Source organism: Streptomyces fulvorobeus (genome assembly GCF_013167895.1).
GTDB classification, from domain to species: domain Bacteria; phylum Actinomycetota; class Actinomycetes; order Streptomycetales; family Streptomycetaceae; genus Streptomyces; species Streptomyces fulvorobeus.
On sequence record NZ_BLWC01000001.1, the window covers coordinates 1,238,452 to 1,254,790 of the forward strand.

General features: G+C 73.8%; 12 protein-coding genes, 2 pseudogenes and 1 riboswitch. Of the genes and pseudogenes, 9 read left to right on the top strand and 5 right to left on the bottom strand.

Annotation, left to right across the window (positions count from 1 at the left end):
* The first annotated feature begins 129 nt into the window (after positions 1 to 129).
* A complete protein-coding gene (locus tag Sfulv_RS05545) occupies positions 130 to 543 on the top strand; it encodes a VOC family protein (protein WP_173312181.1) in 414 nt (137 codons plus the stop codon).
* Between the two features lie 36 nt (positions 544 to 579).
* On the opposite strand, the pseudogene Sfulv_RS05550 reads toward Sfulv_RS05545, so the two are convergent.
* The 3 genes and pseudogenes from Sfulv_RS05550 to Sfulv_RS05560 form a co-directional block, all read right to left on the bottom strand.
* Positions 580 to 1,889, bottom strand: a pseudogene (locus Sfulv_RS05550) (hypothetical protein).
* A 183-nt stretch (positions 1,890 to 2,072) separates the two neighbouring features.
* Positions 2,073 to 3,200, bottom strand: a complete 1,128-nt coding sequence (locus Sfulv_RS05555; RefSeq protein WP_173312184.1) for an alpha/beta hydrolase family protein — start codon at positions 3,198 to 3,200, stop codon at positions 2,073 to 2,075.
* A gap of 76 nt (positions 3,201 to 3,276) precedes the next feature.
* Positions 3,277 to 3,936, bottom strand: coding sequence for a class II aldolase/adducin family protein (locus tag Sfulv_RS05560; RefSeq protein WP_173312187.1), 660 nt, complete (start codon positions 3,934 to 3,936; stop codon positions 3,277 to 3,279).
* A gap of 275 nt (positions 3,937 to 4,211) precedes the next feature.
* Here Sfulv_RS05560 and Sfulv_RS05565 point away from each other — a divergent pair, with 275 nt between their 5' ends.
* The 7 genes from Sfulv_RS05565 (at position 4,212) to Sfulv_RS05595 (ending at position 12,753) form a co-directional block, all read left to right on the top strand.
* Positions 4,212 to 5,468 carry an inorganic phosphate transporter gene (locus Sfulv_RS05565; RefSeq protein WP_173312190.1) on the top strand — a complete coding sequence of 419 codons (1,257 nt, stop codon included), beginning with the start codon at positions 4,212 to 4,214 and terminating at the stop codon, positions 5,466 to 5,468.
* 18 nt (positions 5,469 to 5,486) lie between these two features.
* A complete protein-coding gene (locus Sfulv_RS05570) occupies positions 5,487 to 5,714 on the top strand; it encodes a hypothetical protein (protein WP_173312193.1) in 228 nt (75 codons plus the stop codon).
* 143 nt (positions 5,715 to 5,857) lie between these two features.
* Positions 5,858 to 5,987, top strand: a riboswitch (cobalamin riboswitch).
* 125 nt (positions 5,988 to 6,112) lie between these two features.
* Positions 6,113 to 7,057, top strand: coding sequence for a cobalamin biosynthesis protein (locus tag Sfulv_RS05575; RefSeq protein ID WP_173312196.1), 945 nt, complete (start codon positions 6,113 to 6,115; stop codon positions 7,055 to 7,057).
* Positions 7,054 to 8,772 (top strand): cobyric acid synthase, encoded by a 1,719-nt coding sequence (locus tag Sfulv_RS05580; protein WP_173312199.1) that lies wholly within the window; start codon positions 7,054 to 7,056, stop codon positions 8,770 to 8,772. Before Sfulv_RS05575 ends, Sfulv_RS05580 begins: the two co-directional genes overlap by 4 nt.
* On the top strand, positions 8,769 to 10,802 hold the full coding sequence (locus Sfulv_RS05585) for a putative cobaltochelatase (RefSeq protein ID WP_173312202.1): 2,034 nt from the start codon (positions 8,769 to 8,771) through the stop codon (positions 10,800 to 10,802). The genes Sfulv_RS05580 and Sfulv_RS05585 overlap by 4 nt, the downstream gene beginning before the upstream one ends.
* Complete coding sequence (cobO, locus tag Sfulv_RS05590) at positions 10,802 to 11,401, top strand: cob(I)yrinic acid a,c-diamide adenosyltransferase (protein WP_173312206.1); 600 nt, start codon at positions 10,802 to 10,804, stop codon at positions 11,399 to 11,401. Before Sfulv_RS05585 ends, cobO begins: the two co-directional genes overlap by 1 nt.
* Positions 11,395 to 12,753, top strand: a complete 1,359-nt coding sequence (locus Sfulv_RS05595; protein ID WP_173312209.1) for a cobyrinic acid a,c-diamide synthase CobB — start codon at positions 11,395 to 11,397, stop codon at positions 12,751 to 12,753. Before cobO ends, Sfulv_RS05595 begins: the two co-directional genes overlap by 7 nt.
* A gap of 43 nt (positions 12,754 to 12,796) precedes the next feature.
* Here Sfulv_RS05595 and Sfulv_RS05600 read toward each other — a convergent pair whose 3' ends face one another.
* Positions 12,797 to 13,519: a ZIP family metal transporter gene (locus Sfulv_RS05600; RefSeq protein ID WP_173312212.1), complete on the bottom strand. Its 723-nt coding sequence runs from the start codon at positions 13,517 to 13,519 to the stop codon at positions 12,797 to 12,799.
* A gap of 110 nt (positions 13,520 to 13,629) precedes the next feature.
* On the opposite strand from Sfulv_RS05600, the pseudogene cobC reads away from it, so the two are divergent.
* Positions 13,630 to 15,170 (top strand): annotated as a pseudogene (cobC, locus tag Sfulv_RS05610) (Rv2231c family histidinol phosphate aminotransferase CobC).
* Positions 15,171 to 15,226: 56 nt separating this feature from the next.
* Here the strand turns inward: cobC and Sfulv_RS05615 are convergent.
* Entirely contained in the window at positions 15,227 to 16,123 is an 897-nt protein-coding gene (locus Sfulv_RS05615; RefSeq protein ID WP_281385752.1) for an SCO1860 family LAETG-anchored protein, read from the bottom strand.
* Between the last annotated feature and the right edge of the window lie 216 nt (positions 16,124 to 16,339).

Sequence of the window (16,339 nt, forward strand, 5' to 3'; positions counted from 1 at the left end):
TGGGGCCATTCTACTGGCGGTGTGCAACTCCTTTCCCGCGTGCTGCGGGGCGTTGCCCGTGCCCGGTGGGACACTGAGACAGAGATCACATGAGTGGCGGCACGCGGGAAGCGGAAGAGGGTGAGCGTCATGGCAGGCGCGGCAGAGGGCGTACCGACGATCTACCCGACGGTGCTGTACGCGGACGCGAAGGCGGCGATCAGGACCCTGACCCAGGGCCTCGGCTTCACCGAGGAAGCGGTGTACGAGGGGGAGAACGGGCAGGTGCTCCACGCCGAGCTGTCCTGCGGCAACGGCAGGGTGATGCTCGGCTCCAAGGGGCGCGAGGGTGTCTTCGCCAAGGCGATGGAGGGCGCGGGACCGGCCGGGGTGTACGTCGTCGTGGACGAGGTCGACGAGCACCACGCGCGGGCGGTGGAGCACGGGGTGGAGATCCTGATGCCGCCCACGGACCAGGACTACGGCTCCCGGGACTACATGGCGCGTGACGGGGAGGGCAACGTGTGGAGCTTTGGAACGTACGCCCCGGGGTCGTCGGGCTGACCCCGGGGGCGTGCGTGGGGGCCGGGGCCCTCGCGCCTAGACGCCGCCGGTGTGCACCTGGAAGGCGGCGCGGCGTACCGCCTTGGCCAGGGCGGGGTCCGGGTGTGCGGCGGCCAGCGCGACAAGCACCTGGACCGTGCGCGGGTGGCCGACGGCGCGGATCTCGTCGAGCAGGGCCGGGACGGTCCCCTGGACGGCGGAGTCGAGGTGGCGGACCAGCAGCCCCGTCTCACCGTGGTCGGCGACCGCCGCCGCCGTGTCGACCCAGAGCCAGGTGGCTTCCTCGCGGCTCAGGACCTCCTGGGCGTCGTCCGGGTCGGCACCCTCGTACTCGGCGAGCCAGAGCAGGGCGTAGGGCCGCAGCGACGCGTCGGTGACGACGGAGCGCACCACCGGTTCGGCGGGGGCGCCGACGACGCGGAGCGCCTCGAAGGCGAGGCCGCGCAGGAGCGCGTCCTCGCCGCGGGCCACGGCGATGAGCTCCGCGACGGCGCTGCCCACGGGGCGTGCGGCGAGCCAGGCCCGGTACTCGGCGCGGGCCGGTCCTGGGGTCAGCCGGGCGCAGCCGAGGAGCATGTCGGCCGCGGGCTGCTCGATGTTGCCCGCCGGGCTCTGCGCGGCGACGCAGATCTGCTCCAGCTTGACCCAGACCGCCCAGTTGCCGAGCGGGGTGAGGGTGGCGTGCCCCGCGCCGAGGGTGAGGGCGCCGACCGCGGCCAGCCCTTCGAGCGCCCAGTCGAGCAGCAGCGCGTTCAGCTCGGTGGCGTCGGCGGCGGCCCGGCCGGTGGCGGGCGTGGTGGGCAGGTGCGGGCCGTAGGCCACCTCGCACCGCTCCTCGTGGAGTTCCGCGACGCGCTGGCCGAGGAGATCGAGGAGCGCGGGCACGGTGACCGGGCCGGCCGAGAGCTGGAGGAGCGAGAGCACCTGGGGTACGGCCTCGACCGCTTCGGCGACGGTGGTCGCCTCGATGCCGCGGGGCGCCGCGTGGACGAGCGACCAGGCGTCGAAGAGCGCCACCCAGCCGCGGAGCACGGCGGAGTCGTCGCGTTCCCAGGCGCGCAGCCGCCAGCCGGGGCGCACGGTGTCCCCGTGCAGTTCGACGAGCCCCGCGAGCCTGGCGCGGTCCCAGCCCGCCCGTACCTGGGCCGGGGTGAGTCCGAGTGCCGCCGCGGCCCGTTCGAGGGCGTGCGAGGTCAGCGGGGCTGTTCCCGGGCCCGCGCCGTCGGCGGCCCAGTGGGCGAGCCGTACGGCGTCGGCGAGCACGGTCCTGGCCTGACGCGCCAGTTCCGCCGGGGGCGGGGTGCCCTCGGGAGGGCGGGGGCCGGCCTGGTGCGCCGGGTCGTCACGGCCTTGCGGGCGGTGGCAAGGGGTCGCGGGCGGACAAGTCGCAGCCTGGAGTCGCGCGGGTTACGGGACGTCACGGGAGCAGTCTTGCCTCTGTCGGCCCGAAAGCCCAAACGGAAGCCGACCCAACGGTTTGCGGGGCCCCCGGAGACCGTTCACCAACCGGGCCTATCGGTCACAACCCCTCACATCAGAGGGGTGAGGAAGCGCCGGAGCGTCTCCTCGTACCGGGCCGGGTCGGCGTTCCACATCGCCGCGTGCGGGGCCTCGGGTACGGAGTGCAGGTCGACCAGGCCGGGTCGGAGCCCGGCGAGGACCCGCGACGCCGCCCATGGAGCCATGGTGTCGTCGGGACCGTGGAAGAGCAGGGTGGGGGCGCGCAGCGCGTCGGGAAGGGCGGGGTCCAGCAGCCGGGCGCCGTGCAGCCCGGTCCGCCCCTGGGCGGCGCGGATCCCGAGCGGGAGCAGCGCGGCCGGGACACCGCGGGCGGCGGCCAGGGCGCGCAGGGTGACCCGCCAGTTCAGGACGGGCGAGTCGAGGACGAGGCCGCCGACGCGGTCCCGGAGCGCGGAGTCGGCGGCGGCGCGCAGGGCCATCGACGCGCCGGTGGACCAGCCGTGGAGGATGACGCTGCGGGCCCCGTAGCGCACCGCGTAGCGGATGGCGGCGTCGACGTCGCGCCATTCGGACTCGCCGAGGTGGCCGAGGCCGTCCGCCGGGCGGGGGGCCCCGGCGTCGCCGCGGTAGGTCAGGTCCAGTACCGGAAACTGCTGGTCGTTGAAGAATCCCATCAGGTTCATGGGGTGGGCGCGGGTGGTCCCGAGGCCGTGCACGGTGATCACCCAGACGTCACGGGGAGCGGGCACGAACCAGGCGGGCAGGACGCCCAGCTCGCCGGGGATCTCGACCTCCTTGAAGTCGAGCCCCAGCGCACTGCCCGGGTCCCCGCTGTACAGCTCGGGGGTGAGCTGGACCTCGGCGCCCGCTTCCAGGCTGCCGTGGACGACGCGCTCCAGCCTGCGGACGACGGTGTCGGCGCCGTGCTCCGCCTGCTCGATCACCGGTCCGACCACGGCGTGGACGCCCGGGCCCACCAGACCGTACGTACCGGGCCTGAGCGCGGCGAAGGAGCGAGTCAGGACGACCTGTCCGGCCGCCGTGGCGTGCACGGTGAGGCGGCGGTCGCCGGGGAAGGGGCGTCCGGACGGCACCGTGAGGGCGGCGTCACTGGCGTACCTGCCGGCCGCGACCGCTGCCGCACCGACGCCGAGGATCGTGGTGACGGCCGCTGCCGTCGCTGTAGCCGGGCGCATGCTTCAGTGTCCCGGCGCCCGGGGCGCGATGCCAGTGGGCGGGGCCGTCCGGTGCCCCGGAACGTGCTTTCGGGCGTCAGCCCTGTTGGCCGTAGCCCTGCAGGGCCTCCTGGACCTCCCGCAGCTGGGCGGCGGAGAGCAGCGTCGGACGGTGGCCGGGGACGGAGCTCGCCGTGATCCAGACCCTGCACAGCCATTCGAGCTGGGCGGTGCGGTCGTACGCCTGGTCGAGGGTGTCCCCGTAGGTGACGGTTCCGTGGTTCTGGAGCAGGCAGCCCGTGCGGTCGCGCAGGGCGGTGAGCATGTTCCGGGCGAGTTCCGGTGTGCCGTAGCGCGCGTAGGCGGCGGTGCGGACGGGGCCGCCGAGCATCGCGGCGGCGTAGTGCACGAGCGGGACCTCGGAGACGAGCGTGGAGACCGCCGTGGCGTGCACGGCGTGGGTGTGGACGACGGCGGTGGCCCCGGTGTCGGCGTAGACGGCGAGGTGGAGGGGGAGTTCGCTGGTGGGGGCGAGTTCGCCGAGCACCTGACGGCCCCCGAGGTCCACCCCGACCGCGTCGCCGGGGCCGAGCCGGTCGTAGGCCACGCCGCTGGGGGTGACCAGGACGACGTCCCGGACCCGGGCCGACACGTTGCCCGAGGTCCCGACGACGAGGCCGTCGGCCGCCGTCCTGCGGGCCGTCGCGACGACGCCGTCCCAGGCCCGCTGGAGCTCTTCCCGCTGCTGATCGCTCATAGGGAAATCCTAGGAGTCCGGGGTGGACGGGCGCCGGATACCCGGCTCTCGTGACCAGGATCTCCCCGGAAGGAAAAGTGACCGAAAACGTTCGTCGTCAAGGGGTGGCGGAAGGGCTCCTTCCGGGCGCCGGACGGGGCGTGCCCTCTTCCTCGCACAAGCGGAATGGCCACTCTCCGTTTGGGGCCACCACAGCGCCCCGCCCAGTTCACCTTCCGTTCACTCAGGTTGCCTAGGGTCCACGTGCCACTGACGTCGAGCGATTGCCTGGGTAAATGGAACACATCACACTGCTGCTTGCGATTGTGATCGTGACAGCTCTCGTGTTCGATTTCACGAACGGTTTCCATGACACCGCCAACGCGATGGCCACCACCATCTCGACCGGCGCTCTGAAGCCCAAGACCGCGGTGGCCATGTCGGCCGTCCTCAACCTGATCGGCGCGTTCCTTTCGGTGGAGGTCGCGAAGACGATCTCCGGCGGGATCGTCAACGAGGACGGCCTGAGAACAGAGGTCATCTTCGCGGCGCTCGTCGGCGCCATCCTGTGGAACCTGCTGACCTGGCTGGTGGGTCTGCCCTCCAGCTCCTCGCACGCCCTCTTCGGCGGTCTCATCGGCGCCGCGGTCATGTCGGCCGGATGGTCCTCCATCGACGGCGGGACCGTCGTCACCAAGGTCCTGCTGCCCGCCATCGCCGCCCCGCTCGTCGCCGGGCTCGCGGCCCTGCTCGCCACCAGGCTGACGTACCGGATCAACCGGAAGGTCACCGACGAGGGGCAGCTGAAGTCGACCGCCAAGGGCTACCGGGCAGGCCAGATCGCCTCGGCCGGGCTCGTCTCGCTCGCCCACGGCACGAACGACGCGCAGAAGACCATGGGCATCATCACCCTGGCCCTGGTCACCGGCGGCGTCCTCGCCCCCGGCTCCAACCCGCCGGTCTGGGTCATCGTCTCCGCCGGCGTCGCCATCGCCCTCGGTACCTACCTCGGCGGCTGGCGCATCATCCGCACCATGGGCAGCGGCCTCACCGAGCTCAGGCCGCCGCAGGGCTTCGCCGCCCAGACCAGTGCGGCCACGGTCATCCTGGCCTCCTCCCACCTCGGCTTCTCCCTCTCCACCACCCAGTCCTGCTCCGGCGCCGTCATGGGCGCGGGCCTCGGACGCAAGGGCGGCGTGGTCCGCTGGTCCACCGCCACCCGGATGTTCATCGCCTGGGGTCTGACCCTGCCGGCCGCCGGCCTGGTCGGCGCGGGCGCCGAGCTCCTCACCAAGCAGGGCAGCTGGGGCGTCGCCGTCGTCGCCGTCCTGCTCGTCGCGGGCTCCGGTGCCATCTGGCTGCTCTCGCGCCGCAAGCCGGTCGACCACACCAACGTCATGGACACCCAGGAGGCCGAGCCCGCGGGCGTGGTCACGATGGCCATGGCCGCCGTGACGCCGCCGCCCACCGGCACCGCCGTCATGGAGTTCGAGTCCACCATCCCGGCCCCGGCCGGTACCACCGCCGACCCGGCCCGCCCGGCCACGGTCTAGAGGGCAGGAACCACCACCATGAAAATCGACTGGGCAGCTCTCGCCTCCGTCTTCGGCGTCAGCCTCGTGGTCACCGTGGCGCTCGTCGGTCTCTTCACCCTCGGCATCATCGGCCTGTCCAAGCAGGCGGCGACGGCCACGGCCGGCAGCGCCGGCTCGTTCGCCCTCGCCCGCGCCGGCGCGTACCTCTGCTTCGGCCTCTGCGCCGCGGCGGTCACCTACGGGATTTACCTGATCGTCGTCTGACCGGGCGGCCCAGGCGCGCGGCCGTTCCGTGACCTCCCTGACCTCCCTCGCCGTTGACCCGCGGGCCGTCCCCCGGGTCAACGGCGAGTTGACGGGCGTTCGCGGAGCGTGGTGGACTGCCCGTGCCGTTTACGGCGACAGGAGAGGAAGCCGGTGCGAATCCGGCGCGGTCCCGCCACTGTCACCGGGGAGCACTCCCCCCACACCGGAGTCACGGTCCGTCCGCGGACTGGAAGGCCGGGGGGAACTGCCGATCCGGAAGCCAGGAGACTCTCGTCGCCGGTCACGTCGAACCAGGGCGCGGACCCTGAGTGAGGACATACGTCATGCCCGGCCGCTGTGTGCCCGATCCCCTGTCACCCGTCAGCAGAACGCCCCGTGCATCGGCGGGCTGAGCCATGCGTGCCGACCGCATCTTCGCGTACGGCGCCACGACCGGTCTGATCGGCGACCTGCTCCTGGGTGACCCCCGCAGGGGCCACCCCGTCGCCGTGTTCGGCCGGGCCGCCGCCGAGGTCGAGAACCGCCTCTGGCGCGACCACCGCGGCTGGGGCGCGCTCCACACCCTGATCTGCGCCGGAGGAGCCGCCGGCGCCGCCGCGCTCACCGCCCGCGCCGTCCGCGGCCGGCCCGCCGCCGCCGTCGCGCTGACCGCCGCCGCCACCTGGTCCGTCGTCGGCGGCACCACCCTGGGCCGCGAGGCGCGGGCCATCGGTGGCGCGCTCGCCGCCGGAGACCTGGACACGGCCCGCGAACGGCTGCCGCACCTGTGCGGACGCGATCCGCAGGCGCTCGACGGGCCCCAGATCGCCCGCGCCGTGGTCGAGTCCGTCGCCGAGAACACCTCCGACGCCGTCGTCGGCGCCCTCGTCTGGGGCGCGGTGGGCGGCGTACCCGGTCTCGTCGCCTTCCGGGCCGTCAACACCCTGGACGCCATGGTCGGGCACAAGTCACCCCAGTACCGGCGCTACGGCTGGGCCTCCGCCCGCCTCGACGACCTCGCGGGCTGGCCGGGGGCCCGGCTCACCGCGGCGCTCGCCGTCGCCGCCGGGGGCCGCCCCCGGCAGGCGGTCCGGGCCTGGCGTGCGGACGCGGGCAGCCACCCGAGCCCCAACGCGGGACCGGTCGAGGCGTCGTTCGCCGGCGCGCTCGGCGTACGGCTCGGCGGAACCGTCGCGTACGGCGGCCGGGTTGAGCACCGGCCGGTGCTCAACGGGGCGGCCGGCCGCGCGGTGGAGACCGCGGATATCGAACGCGCGGTGCGGCTGTCGCGCCGGGTGAGTGCGCTGGCCCTCGGCGTCTGTGTGGCCGGCCGGCTGATCGTGGGACGGAGAGGGATATGAGCGGCGGGCTGCTGGTCGCGGGGACCACGTCGGACGCGGGCAAGAGCGTGGTCACGGCGGGGATCTGCCGGTGGCTGGTTCGGCAGGGGGTGAAGGTCGCGCCGTTCAAGGCGCAGAACATGTCGCTGAACTCGTTCGTCACCCGTGGCGGCGCAGAGATCGGGCGCGCCCAGGCCATGCAGGCGCAGGCCGCCCGGGTGGAGCCGACCGCGCTGATGAACCCGGTGCTGCTCAAGCCCGGCAGCGACCGGTCGAGCCAGGTGGTCCTGATGGGCAGACCGGTGGGCGAGATGAGCGCGCGCGGCTACCACGGGGGGCGGCAGGAATCGCTGTTCGGGACCGTCGTGGACTGCCTGGAGCAGCTACGGGGCACATATGACGCCGTGATCTGCGAGGGGGCGGGCAGTCCGGCCGAGATCAACCTGCGGCGTACGGACATCGTGAACATGGGCATCGCACGGGCCGCGCGCTTCCCCGTGCTGGTGGTCGGGGACATCGACCGCGGTGGCGTCTTCGCCTCGTTCTTCGGTACGACGGCCCTGCTCAGCGCGGAGGACCAAGCGCTGGTCGCGGGCTACCTCGTGAACAAGTTCCGGGGTGACGTCTCGTTGCTGGAGCCGGGGCTCGACATGCTGTACGAGCTCACGGGGCGGCGGACCTACGGGGTGCTGCCGTTCACCCACGGCCTTGGCATCGACGAGGAGGACGGGCTGCGGGTGTCGCTGCGCGGCTCCGTACGGGAGTCCGCCGTCAGCGCGCCGCACGGCGAGGACGTGCTGCGGGTCGCGGTGTGCGCCGTACCGCTGATGTCGAACTTCACCGATGTGGACGCGCTGGCCGCCGAGCCGGGTGTCGTCGTGCGGTTCGTGGACCGGGCGGCGGAACTGGCCGACGCGGATCTGGTGATCGTGCCGGGCACGCGTGGCACGGTGCGGGCACTGGCCTGGCTGCGCGAGCGGGGGCTCGCGGACGCCCTGGTGCGGCGGGCCGCCGAAGGGCGCCCGGTGCTGGGGATCTGCGGCGGTTTCCAGATGCTCGGCGAGCAGATCGAGGACGAGGTGGAGTCGCGGGCCGGGCGGGTCGACGGGCTGGGCCTGCTGCCGGTGCGGATCAGGTTCGACCGGGAGAAGACGCTGGCACGGCCGGTCGGCTCGGCACTCGGAGAACCGGTCGAAGGGTATGAGATCCATCACGGGGTCGCCGACGTGCGGGGCGGCGAACCGTTTCTGGACGGCTGCCGGGTCGGCGCGGTGTGGGGGACGCACTGGCACGGGTCGCTGGAGAGCGACGCGTTCCGGCGGCGGTTCCTCGCGGAGGTCGCGCGGGCGGCGGGGCGGCGGTTCGTGGCGGCGCCGGACACGGAGTTCGAGGCGCTGCGGGAGGAGCAGCTGGACCGGCTGGGGGATCTGGTCGAGGAGCACGCGGACACGGACGCGCTGTGGCGGCTGATCGAGGGCGGGGCGCCGCGGGGGCTGCCGTTCGTACCGCCGGGTGCGCCGGTGGGTGCGGGGTCTGCGGGTACGCCTGTTGGTGCGCCTGCGGCGGGTCTTCCCCTCCCCGCCCCTTCCCGTGACCGGGGCTCCGCCCCGGGCCCCGGTCATCGATCGCCGGACGGGCTTGAGAAGGCCGGGCCCGGGATCGATGACGCCGGGATCGATGGCGCCGGGCGTGTGGTCATGGAAACAGATGTGCATGCGACTGAGGAGGCCCTGTGAGTACGCCCTATCCTTTCACCGCCATCGTCGGGCAGGACGATCTGCGGCTCGGGCTGCTGCTGAACGCCGTCAGTCCGGCGGTCGGCGGGGTCCTCGTGCGGGGGGAGAAGGGGACCGCCAAGTCCACCGCCGTGCGGGCCCTCGCCGCGCTCATGCCCGAGGTCTCCGTGGTCGCGGGGTGCCGGTTCTCGTGTGATCCGGCGGGGCCCGACCCGGCGTGTCCGGACGGCCCCCACGAGAGCGCGGGCGGTGTGTCGCGGGCCGCGCGGACCGTCGAGCTGCCCGTCGGGGCCTCCGAGGATCGGCTCGTCGGGGCACTGGACATCGAGCGGGCGCTCTCCGAGGGCGTGAAGGCGTTCGAGCCGGGGCTCCTCGCCGACGCGCACCGCGGCATCCTGTACGTCGACGAGGTCAACCTGCTCCACGACCACCTCGTGGACCTGCTGCTCGACGCGGCCGCCATGGGCGCCTCGTACGTGGAGCGCGAAGGCGTCTCCGTACGGCACGCGGCGCGTTTCCTGCTGGTGGGGACGATGAACCCCGAAGAGGGCGAGCTGCGGCCCCAGTTGCTCGACCGGTTCGGGCTCACCGTCGAGGTCGCGGCCTCCCGCGACACCGATCTGCGGGTCGAGGTCGTACGGCGGCGGCTCGCCTACGACGACGACCCCGCCGGATTCGCCGCCCGGTGGGCCGGCCAGGAGGGCGAGTTGCGGGAGCGGATCGCCGCCGCGCGCGCCCTGTTGCCCCATGTCGTCCTCGGAGACGGCGTGTTGCGGCAGATCGCGGCGACCTGCGCGGCCTTCGAGGTGGACGGGATGCGTGCCGACATCGTCATGGCGCGTACCTCCACGGCGCTGGCCGCCTGGGCAGGGCGCGACGAAGTGCTCGCCGAGGACGTGCGCCAGGCGGCGCTGCTCGCACTCCCCCACCGGCGGCGGCGCAATCCGTTCGACGCGCCGGGACTCGACGAGGACAAGCTCGACGACACCCTCCAGGACGCCGCGCCGGACGGTGACACAGGCGGGGACACGGGCGAGGGCGAACGAGAGGGGGACGACGATCCGGAGCCCGACGGGCCGGACGGGGGCGGCGGCGGTGGCGTGCCGCCTCAGGGCGACGGCCCCGACGCGCCCGGACAGTCGTCGGACGGTGGCGGTGACACGCCCGCGGGGGGCCGGCCGGCCGGGGGCGGTGAGCAGCGGCCCGTACGCGCGGCGGAGCCCTTCCGCACCAAGATGCTGAGCGTGCCGGGGCTGGGCGAGGGCGCGGCGGGACGGCGCTCGCGGGCGCGTACCGAGCACGGCCGTACGACCGGCTCGCGGCGGCCCCAGGGGGCGCTGACGAAGCTGCACCTGGCGGCGACCGTGCAGGCGGCCGCGCCGCATCAGCGCGCCCGGGGCAGGTCGGGGCGGGGGCTCGTGGTCCGGCGCGACGATCTGCGGCAGGCGACGCGGGAGGGGCGCGAGGGCAATCTCGTGCTGTTCGTCGTGGACGCCTCCGGGTCGATGGCGGCCAGGCAGCGGATGAGCGCCGTCAAGGGCGCGGTGATGTCGCTGCTGCTGGACGCCTACCAGAGGCGGGACAAGGTCGGCCTGATCACCTTCCGGGGCCAGGACGCCGAGGTGGTGCTGCCTCCGACGTCGTCGGTGGACGCGGCCGCCGCGCGGCTGGAGTCCCTGCCGACCGGCGGGCGCACCCCGCTGGCCGCGGGGCTGCTGAAGGCCCATGACGTGCTCCGGGTGGAGCGGCTGCGTGATCCCTCGCGGCGGCCGCTGCTGCTCGTGGTGACGGACGGGCGGGCCACGGGGGGCCCCGACCCGCTGGCGCTGGCGGCGCGGGCGGGACGGCTGCACGCCGCCGAGGGCACCGCCTCCGTCGTCGTGGACTGCGAGTCGGGGATCGTACGGCTCGGGCTCGCCGCACAGCTGGCCCGGGATCTCGGCGGCAGCGCCGTCACGCTCGACGAACTGCGGGCCGACACGATCGTCGGGCTCGTGAAGGACGTATCCGCAGCCGGGAGGGCCGCTTGATGCCACAGGGACAGCCGACATCGGTACCGGACGACGGGCTCACCACCCGTCAGCGGCGCAATCGCCCGCTGCTGTTCGTGCACACCGGCACAGGCAAGGGGAAGTCGACCGCGGCCTTCGGCCTGGCGCTGCGCGCCTGGAACCAGGGCTGGCCGATCGGGGTGTTCCAGTTCGTGAAGTCGGCGAAGTGGAAGGTCGGTGAGGAGAACGCCCTGAAGGTGCTCGGCGCGAGCGGGGAGGGCGGCACCGTCGACTGGCACAAGATGGGTGAGGGGTGGTCCTGGGTCCAGCGGGACAACCAGCTCGACAACGAGGAGAAGGCCCGCGAGGGGTGGGAGCAGGTCAAGCGCGACCTGGCCGCCGAGACGTACAAGCTGTACGTCCTGGACGAGTTCGCCTACCCGATGCACTGGGGCTGGATAGACACCGACGAGGTGGTCCAGGTGATGCGCGACCGTCCCGGGACGCAGCATGTGGTGATCACGGGGCGCAACGCTCCGGACAAGCTGGTCGAGGCCGCCGACCTGGTGACCGACATGTCGAAGGTCAAGCACCCGATGGACGCGGGCCAGAAGGGCCAGAGGGGCATCGAGTGGTGAGCGTTCCGCGTCTGGTCATCGCCGCTCCGGCGTCCGGCAGCGGCAAGACCACCGTCGCCACGGGGCTGATGGCGGCCTTCGCGGGCCGCGGCCTCGCCGTGTCCCCGCACAAGGTGGGCCCGGACTACATCGATCCCGGGTACCACGCGCTGGCGACCGGCCGCCCGGGCCGCAACCTCGACGCGTACATGTGCGGTCCCGAGCTGATCGCCCCGCTGTTCGCCCATGGGGCGGGCGGCTGCGACCTCGCGGTGATCGAGGGCGTCATGGGGCTGTACGACGGCGCGTCGGGCCAGGGTGAACTGGCCTCCACCGCCCAGGTGTCGAAGCTGCTGCGGGCACCCGTGGTGCTCGTGGTGGACGCCTCGTCGCAGTCGCGTTCCGTGGCGGCGCTGGTGCACGGTTTCGCTTCCTGGGACCCGGGGGTGCGGATCGGCGGGGTGATCCTGAACAAGGTGGCGTCCGACCGGCACGAGGCGTTGCTCCGCGAGGCGCTCGACGAGTCGGGGCTGCCCGTGCTCGGGGTGCTGCGGCGGTCCGCGCAGATGGCGACGCCGTCCCGGCATCTCGGTCTCGTCCCGGTGGCCGAGCGGGCCACGGACGCCGTCGATGCCGTACGGGCCATGGCCGAGCGGGTCCGGGCCGGCTGCGATCTGGACGCGCTGCTGGCGCTGGCCCGGACCGCGCCCGCGCTGCCCGAGGAGGTCTGGGAGCCTCAGCGGGGAGCGGACGAGGTCCCCGTGGCGGGTGAGCGGCCCGTGGTGGCCGTGGCGGGCGGGGCGGCGTTCACGTTCGCGTACGCCGAGCACGCCGAACTGCTCACGGCGGCCGGTGCCGAGGTCGTCGTCTTCGATCCGCTGCGCGACGAGAAGCTCCCCGCGGGGACCTCGGGGCTCGTCGTGGGAGGCGGCTTCCCCGAGATGTACGCGCCGGAGCTGTCGGCGAACGAACCGCTGCGCCTGGCGGTGACGGAACTGGCGCGGAGCGGCGCCCCGGTAGCCGCCGAGTGCGCCGGGCTCCTGTACCTGGCGCGCGAGCTGGACGGGCGGCCGATGTGCGGGGTGCTGGACGCGGAGGCCCGAATGTCGGAGCGGCTGACACTCGGTTACCGGCAGGCGGTGGCGGTGTCCGACAGCGTCCTGGCGGTGGCGGGGACCCGGATGCGCGGTCACGAGTTCCACCGCACGGTCCTGGAACCCGGCGCGGGGCCCACGCCCGCCTGGGGGATGCACCAGCCGGAGCGGCGCGTGGAGGGGTTCGTGCAGGGGGGCGTGCACGCGAGCTATCTGCACACCCACTGGGCGGCGTCCCCCGGTGTGGCCGGGCGCTTCGTGGAGAAGTGCCGGGGATGAGCTGATGGGAGCGGGCGCCTCGGTCCGTCCGGTGGCGCCGCTCTCACTCGGCGACGCCCACGACCAGCCAGATGAAGCCCACCCCCGCGACCGTGCACAGCAGGGTCGAACGGGCCGGGTGGGTGTGGTGTGCCTCGGGCAGGATCTCGGCGGCGGCGAGGTAGAGCAGGGCGCCGCCGAAGAAGCCGAGATAACAGCCGAGCAGTTCCTCCGGAAGGGTGAACAGCAGCGTCGTCGCCGCGCCCACGATCGGGGCCAGCGCGTCCGCGAAGAGCATCAGCATCGCCTTGCGGCGGGCGTTGCCGTAGAGCCTGGTGAGTGTGTACGTGTTGAATCCGTCGGCGAAGTCGTGGGTGATGACGGCGAGGGCGACGGCGGCTCCCATGCCGCCGCCGATCTGGAAAGCGGCGCCGAGCGCGATGCCGTCCATCAGGCTGTGGCCCACCATCGCCGCCGCCGCGGTCAGGCCGACCTGCGGCACCCGTCCGTCGCCCGCCCCGTGTGCCGCCTGGCGTCCGGCGAGCAGCCGCTCCACCAGATGGGCCACCAGGAAACCGCCCACGAAGAGCAGGAGGGCGGCCGGCACACCGAAGACCTCGCCGCCCGCCGCCTCGACCGCCTCGGGCAGAAGGTCCAGCCCGACCACACCGAGCATCAGCCCGCCCGCGAGGCCGAGCACCAGGTGGCGGCGGTCGGTGACGCGTTGCGCGACCCAGCCGCCGGCCAGAGTCATCAGGAACGCGCCGAGCGCGACGAACACCGCCATGCCCCCTTGCTAGCCGATCGGCGCCCCCGCGCGCATCTCAGGGCGCCCTCACCCGGGGCGGTTCCCGTGACCGGTGACGGGGGCGTCCGCGTACCGGAGGACTCCGCACCGTGACCTCCCCCGCCTCCCTCGTCGTGGGCGTCGGAGCCCGCAGGGGGGCTCCGGCCGACGAGGTGCTTGAGCTGATCGCCGCCACCCTGCGGACGGCCGGGCTGGACGCGGCGGAGGTCGTGGAGCTGGCCACCGTCGACTCGAAGGCGGACGAGCCCGGCATCGTGGGCGCGGCGGCCGGGCTCGGGGTGCCGGTGCGCGCCCACCGGGCGCGGGAACTGGCCCGGGTGCGGGTCCCGCACCCCTCCGGCACGGTCCGCGACGCGACGGGCACACCGTCGGTCGCCGAGGCCGCCGCGCTGATCGGTGGCGGCGAACTGCTGGTCCCCAAACGGAAGTCGGCACCCGGGGCCGGAGGCATCTCATCGGTGACCTGCGCGGTGGTCCGGCGGCCCGTCGCCGAATCGATGTCGGCCCCACCGGTGACGTACGGGCCGGAGCCGTTCACCATGGCTGCCATGAACCCCCCACGAAGGACCTCGACGTCAGCGGGCCCGACCTGCGCCACCACGGTGACGCGGAGGTACGCGGCCACGATCTGACCGACCTCGCAGTCAACGTACGCACCGGCACTCCCCCCGCCTGGCTGCGGGAGCGCATCGCCCTCTCCCTCGGGTCACTGGCCGCCTATCCGGACGGCCGGCCCGCGCGGGCCGCCGTCGCCGCGCGGCACGGCGTGCCGGTGGAGCGGGTACTCCTGACGGCGGGTGCGGCGGAGGCGTTCGTGCTGATCGCCCGCGCGCTGCCCGCCCGGCGGCCGGTGGTCGTGCACCCGCAGTTCACCGAGCCGGAGGCCGCGCTGCGGGCGGCCGGGCACGAGGTGGGGCGGGTGCTGCTGCGCCCCGCTGACGGTTTCCAGCTCGATCCGGCGATGGTGCCCGAGGACGCCGATCTGGTGGTGATCGGCAATCCGACCAACCCGACGTCGGTGCTCCACCCGGCGGGTGTCGTGGAGAAGCTGGCCCGCCCCGGCCGGACGCTGGTCGTGGACGAGGCGTTCATGGACGCGGTGCCGGGTGAGCGGGAGGCACTCTGCGGGCGCACGGACGTCCCCGGGCTCGTCGTCCTGCGCAGTCTCACCAAGACCTGGGGGCTCGCCGGACTGCGGATCGGATACGTGCTGGCCGACCCGGCGACGATCGCCGTCCTCCAGGAGGCGCAGCCGCTGTGGCCGGTCTCCTCCCCCGCGCTGGCGGCGGCCGAGGCGTGCATGGAGCCGAGGGCGCTGGCCGAGGCGGCGGGGGCGGCCGAACGGATCGCGGTGGACCGGGCCCATCTGCTGGCCGGTCTCGCGGAGTTCGGGGAGATACGGGTGGTGGAGCCGGCCCAGGGTCCGTTCGTCCTGCTGCGGGTCGAGCGGGCGGCGGAGATCCGGGAGCGGCTGCGGTCCCTGGGGTTCGCGGCGCGGCGCGGTGACACCTTCCCCGGACTCGGGCCGCAGTGGCTGCGGCTGGCCGTACGGGACCGGGTGACGACCAACCGCTTCCTCCAGGCGTTCGACCAGGCGCTCCAGGCGCTGCCCAGGAGACCCGGCGGCTGAGTGCCCCGTGCCGGACGGGCCGGCTGTCCTTGCCGGGCCCGTCCGGCAGGCGCTCGTCAGCCCTGGGAGCGCCTGCGGGCCACCACGGTGGCTGCCGCGCCCGCTGCCAGCAGCAGCACCGAGCCGCCCGCGAGGTAGGGGGTCGTGGAACTGCCGCCGGTCTCCGCGAGGTTCGGCTCCTCGGCGACGGGGGCGGGGCTGGTCCCGGTCTGCGGCTTCACTTCGCCGCCGGGCTTCCGCGGCGCCTTCGGGGTCTCGCAGGTGGCCTCCACCAGGGTCACCTGGCCGTTCACCTCGGCGACGCCGAGTTCCAGCGGGTCGACCGACACCCTGAGCTGGAGAGCGACGGCCGCTGCGGTGCGCGAGGTGGTCCCCGTCCTCGACAGGTCGAGGGTCACCTCGCCGACGCCCGGCGCCTGCACGCGGGTGGTACCGCCCGCGGTGAGCGTGACCTCCTTGCCGAGGACCGAGACGTGCCCGAGCACGTTCGACTCCGCGACCGGCTTGCGGCCGGCCTGGCAGACGGCACTGGAGGTGACCTTCTCCACCTCGATGAGCGGGACGAGCGGCAGGCCCGGCACATGGACGGTGGCCTTCGCGAGGTGGGAGCGGCCCTCGGCCCCGCGCTCGTCCACGGTCGCCTCGGCGGTGGCCACGTCGGCCTTCAGCACGCTGAAGGGGTTCCCTCCGTGCACACCGTCGAGCTGGGCGCTGAGCGCGGTCTTCCCGGCGCTCGCGGGGGCCCGCACCTCGTTGAGCGTGGTCCTCAGCGGAACGTTGACCGTCTTGTTCGCGAGTGAGACGTCGAGCGCGGTGCGCAGTACGACCGCGCTCGCCTTTCCGTCGCCGGTGACCGTGGTCGCGGTGGCGGCCTGCGCGGGGACGGCGGCAAGCAGCGCGACAGGGGCGGCGACGGCCGCCAGGGCGGCGAGGCGGAAGGTGTTGCTGTTCAAGATGGTGGAACCCCCACAAGAGACATGGAGCCGTCTGCGCCGCCCAACGGGGGACATCGCGGGCGCCGACGGCCTCGACTCCGTGAATCCTTACGCACGGAGGGTGAACTGTCGGACACCTGGCGTCAGTTCACCCCAAAGGGGGGTTTCCGTGCGGATATTCGATTCTTCCGGCACGTGCGTTCCCTGGAGTCACCCGTTTCACGGGGGACCGGG

Bases quoted from the DNA above. Each gene is read 5' to 3' on its own strand.
- Sfulv_RS05570 (WP_173312193.1), top strand. From the start codon at position 5,487: ATGAAAATCGACTGGGCAGCTCTCGCCTCCGTCTTCGGCGTCAGCCTC.
- Sfulv_RS05575 (WP_173312196.1), top strand. From the start codon at position 6,113: ATGCGTGCCGACCGCATCTTCGCGTACGGCGCCACGACCGGTCTGATC.
- Sfulv_RS05545 (WP_173312181.1), top strand. From the start codon at position 130: ATGGCAGGCGCGGCAGAGGGCGTACCGACGATCTACCCGACGGTGCTG.
- cobO (WP_173312206.1), top strand. From the start codon at position 10,802: ATGCCACAGGGACAGCCGACATCGGTACCGGACGACGGGCTCACCACC.
- Sfulv_RS05600 (WP_173312212.1), bottom strand. From the start codon at position 13,519: ATGGCGGTGTTCGTCGCGCTCGGCGCGTTCCTGATGACTCTGGCCGGC.
- Sfulv_RS05555 (WP_173312184.1), bottom strand. From the start codon at position 3,200: ATGCGCCCGGCTACAGCGACGGCAGCGGCCGTCACCACGATCCTCGGC.
- Sfulv_RS05580 (WP_173312199.1), top strand. From the start codon at position 7,054: ATGAGCGGCGGGCTGCTGGTCGCGGGGACCACGTCGGACGCGGGCAAG.
- Sfulv_RS05560 (WP_173312187.1), bottom strand. From the start codon at position 3,936: ATGAGCGATCAGCAGCGGGAAGAGCTCCAGCGGGCCTGGGACGGCGTC.
- Sfulv_RS05565 (WP_173312190.1), top strand. From the start codon at position 4,212: ATGGAACACATCACACTGCTGCTTGCGATTGTGATCGTGACAGCTCTC.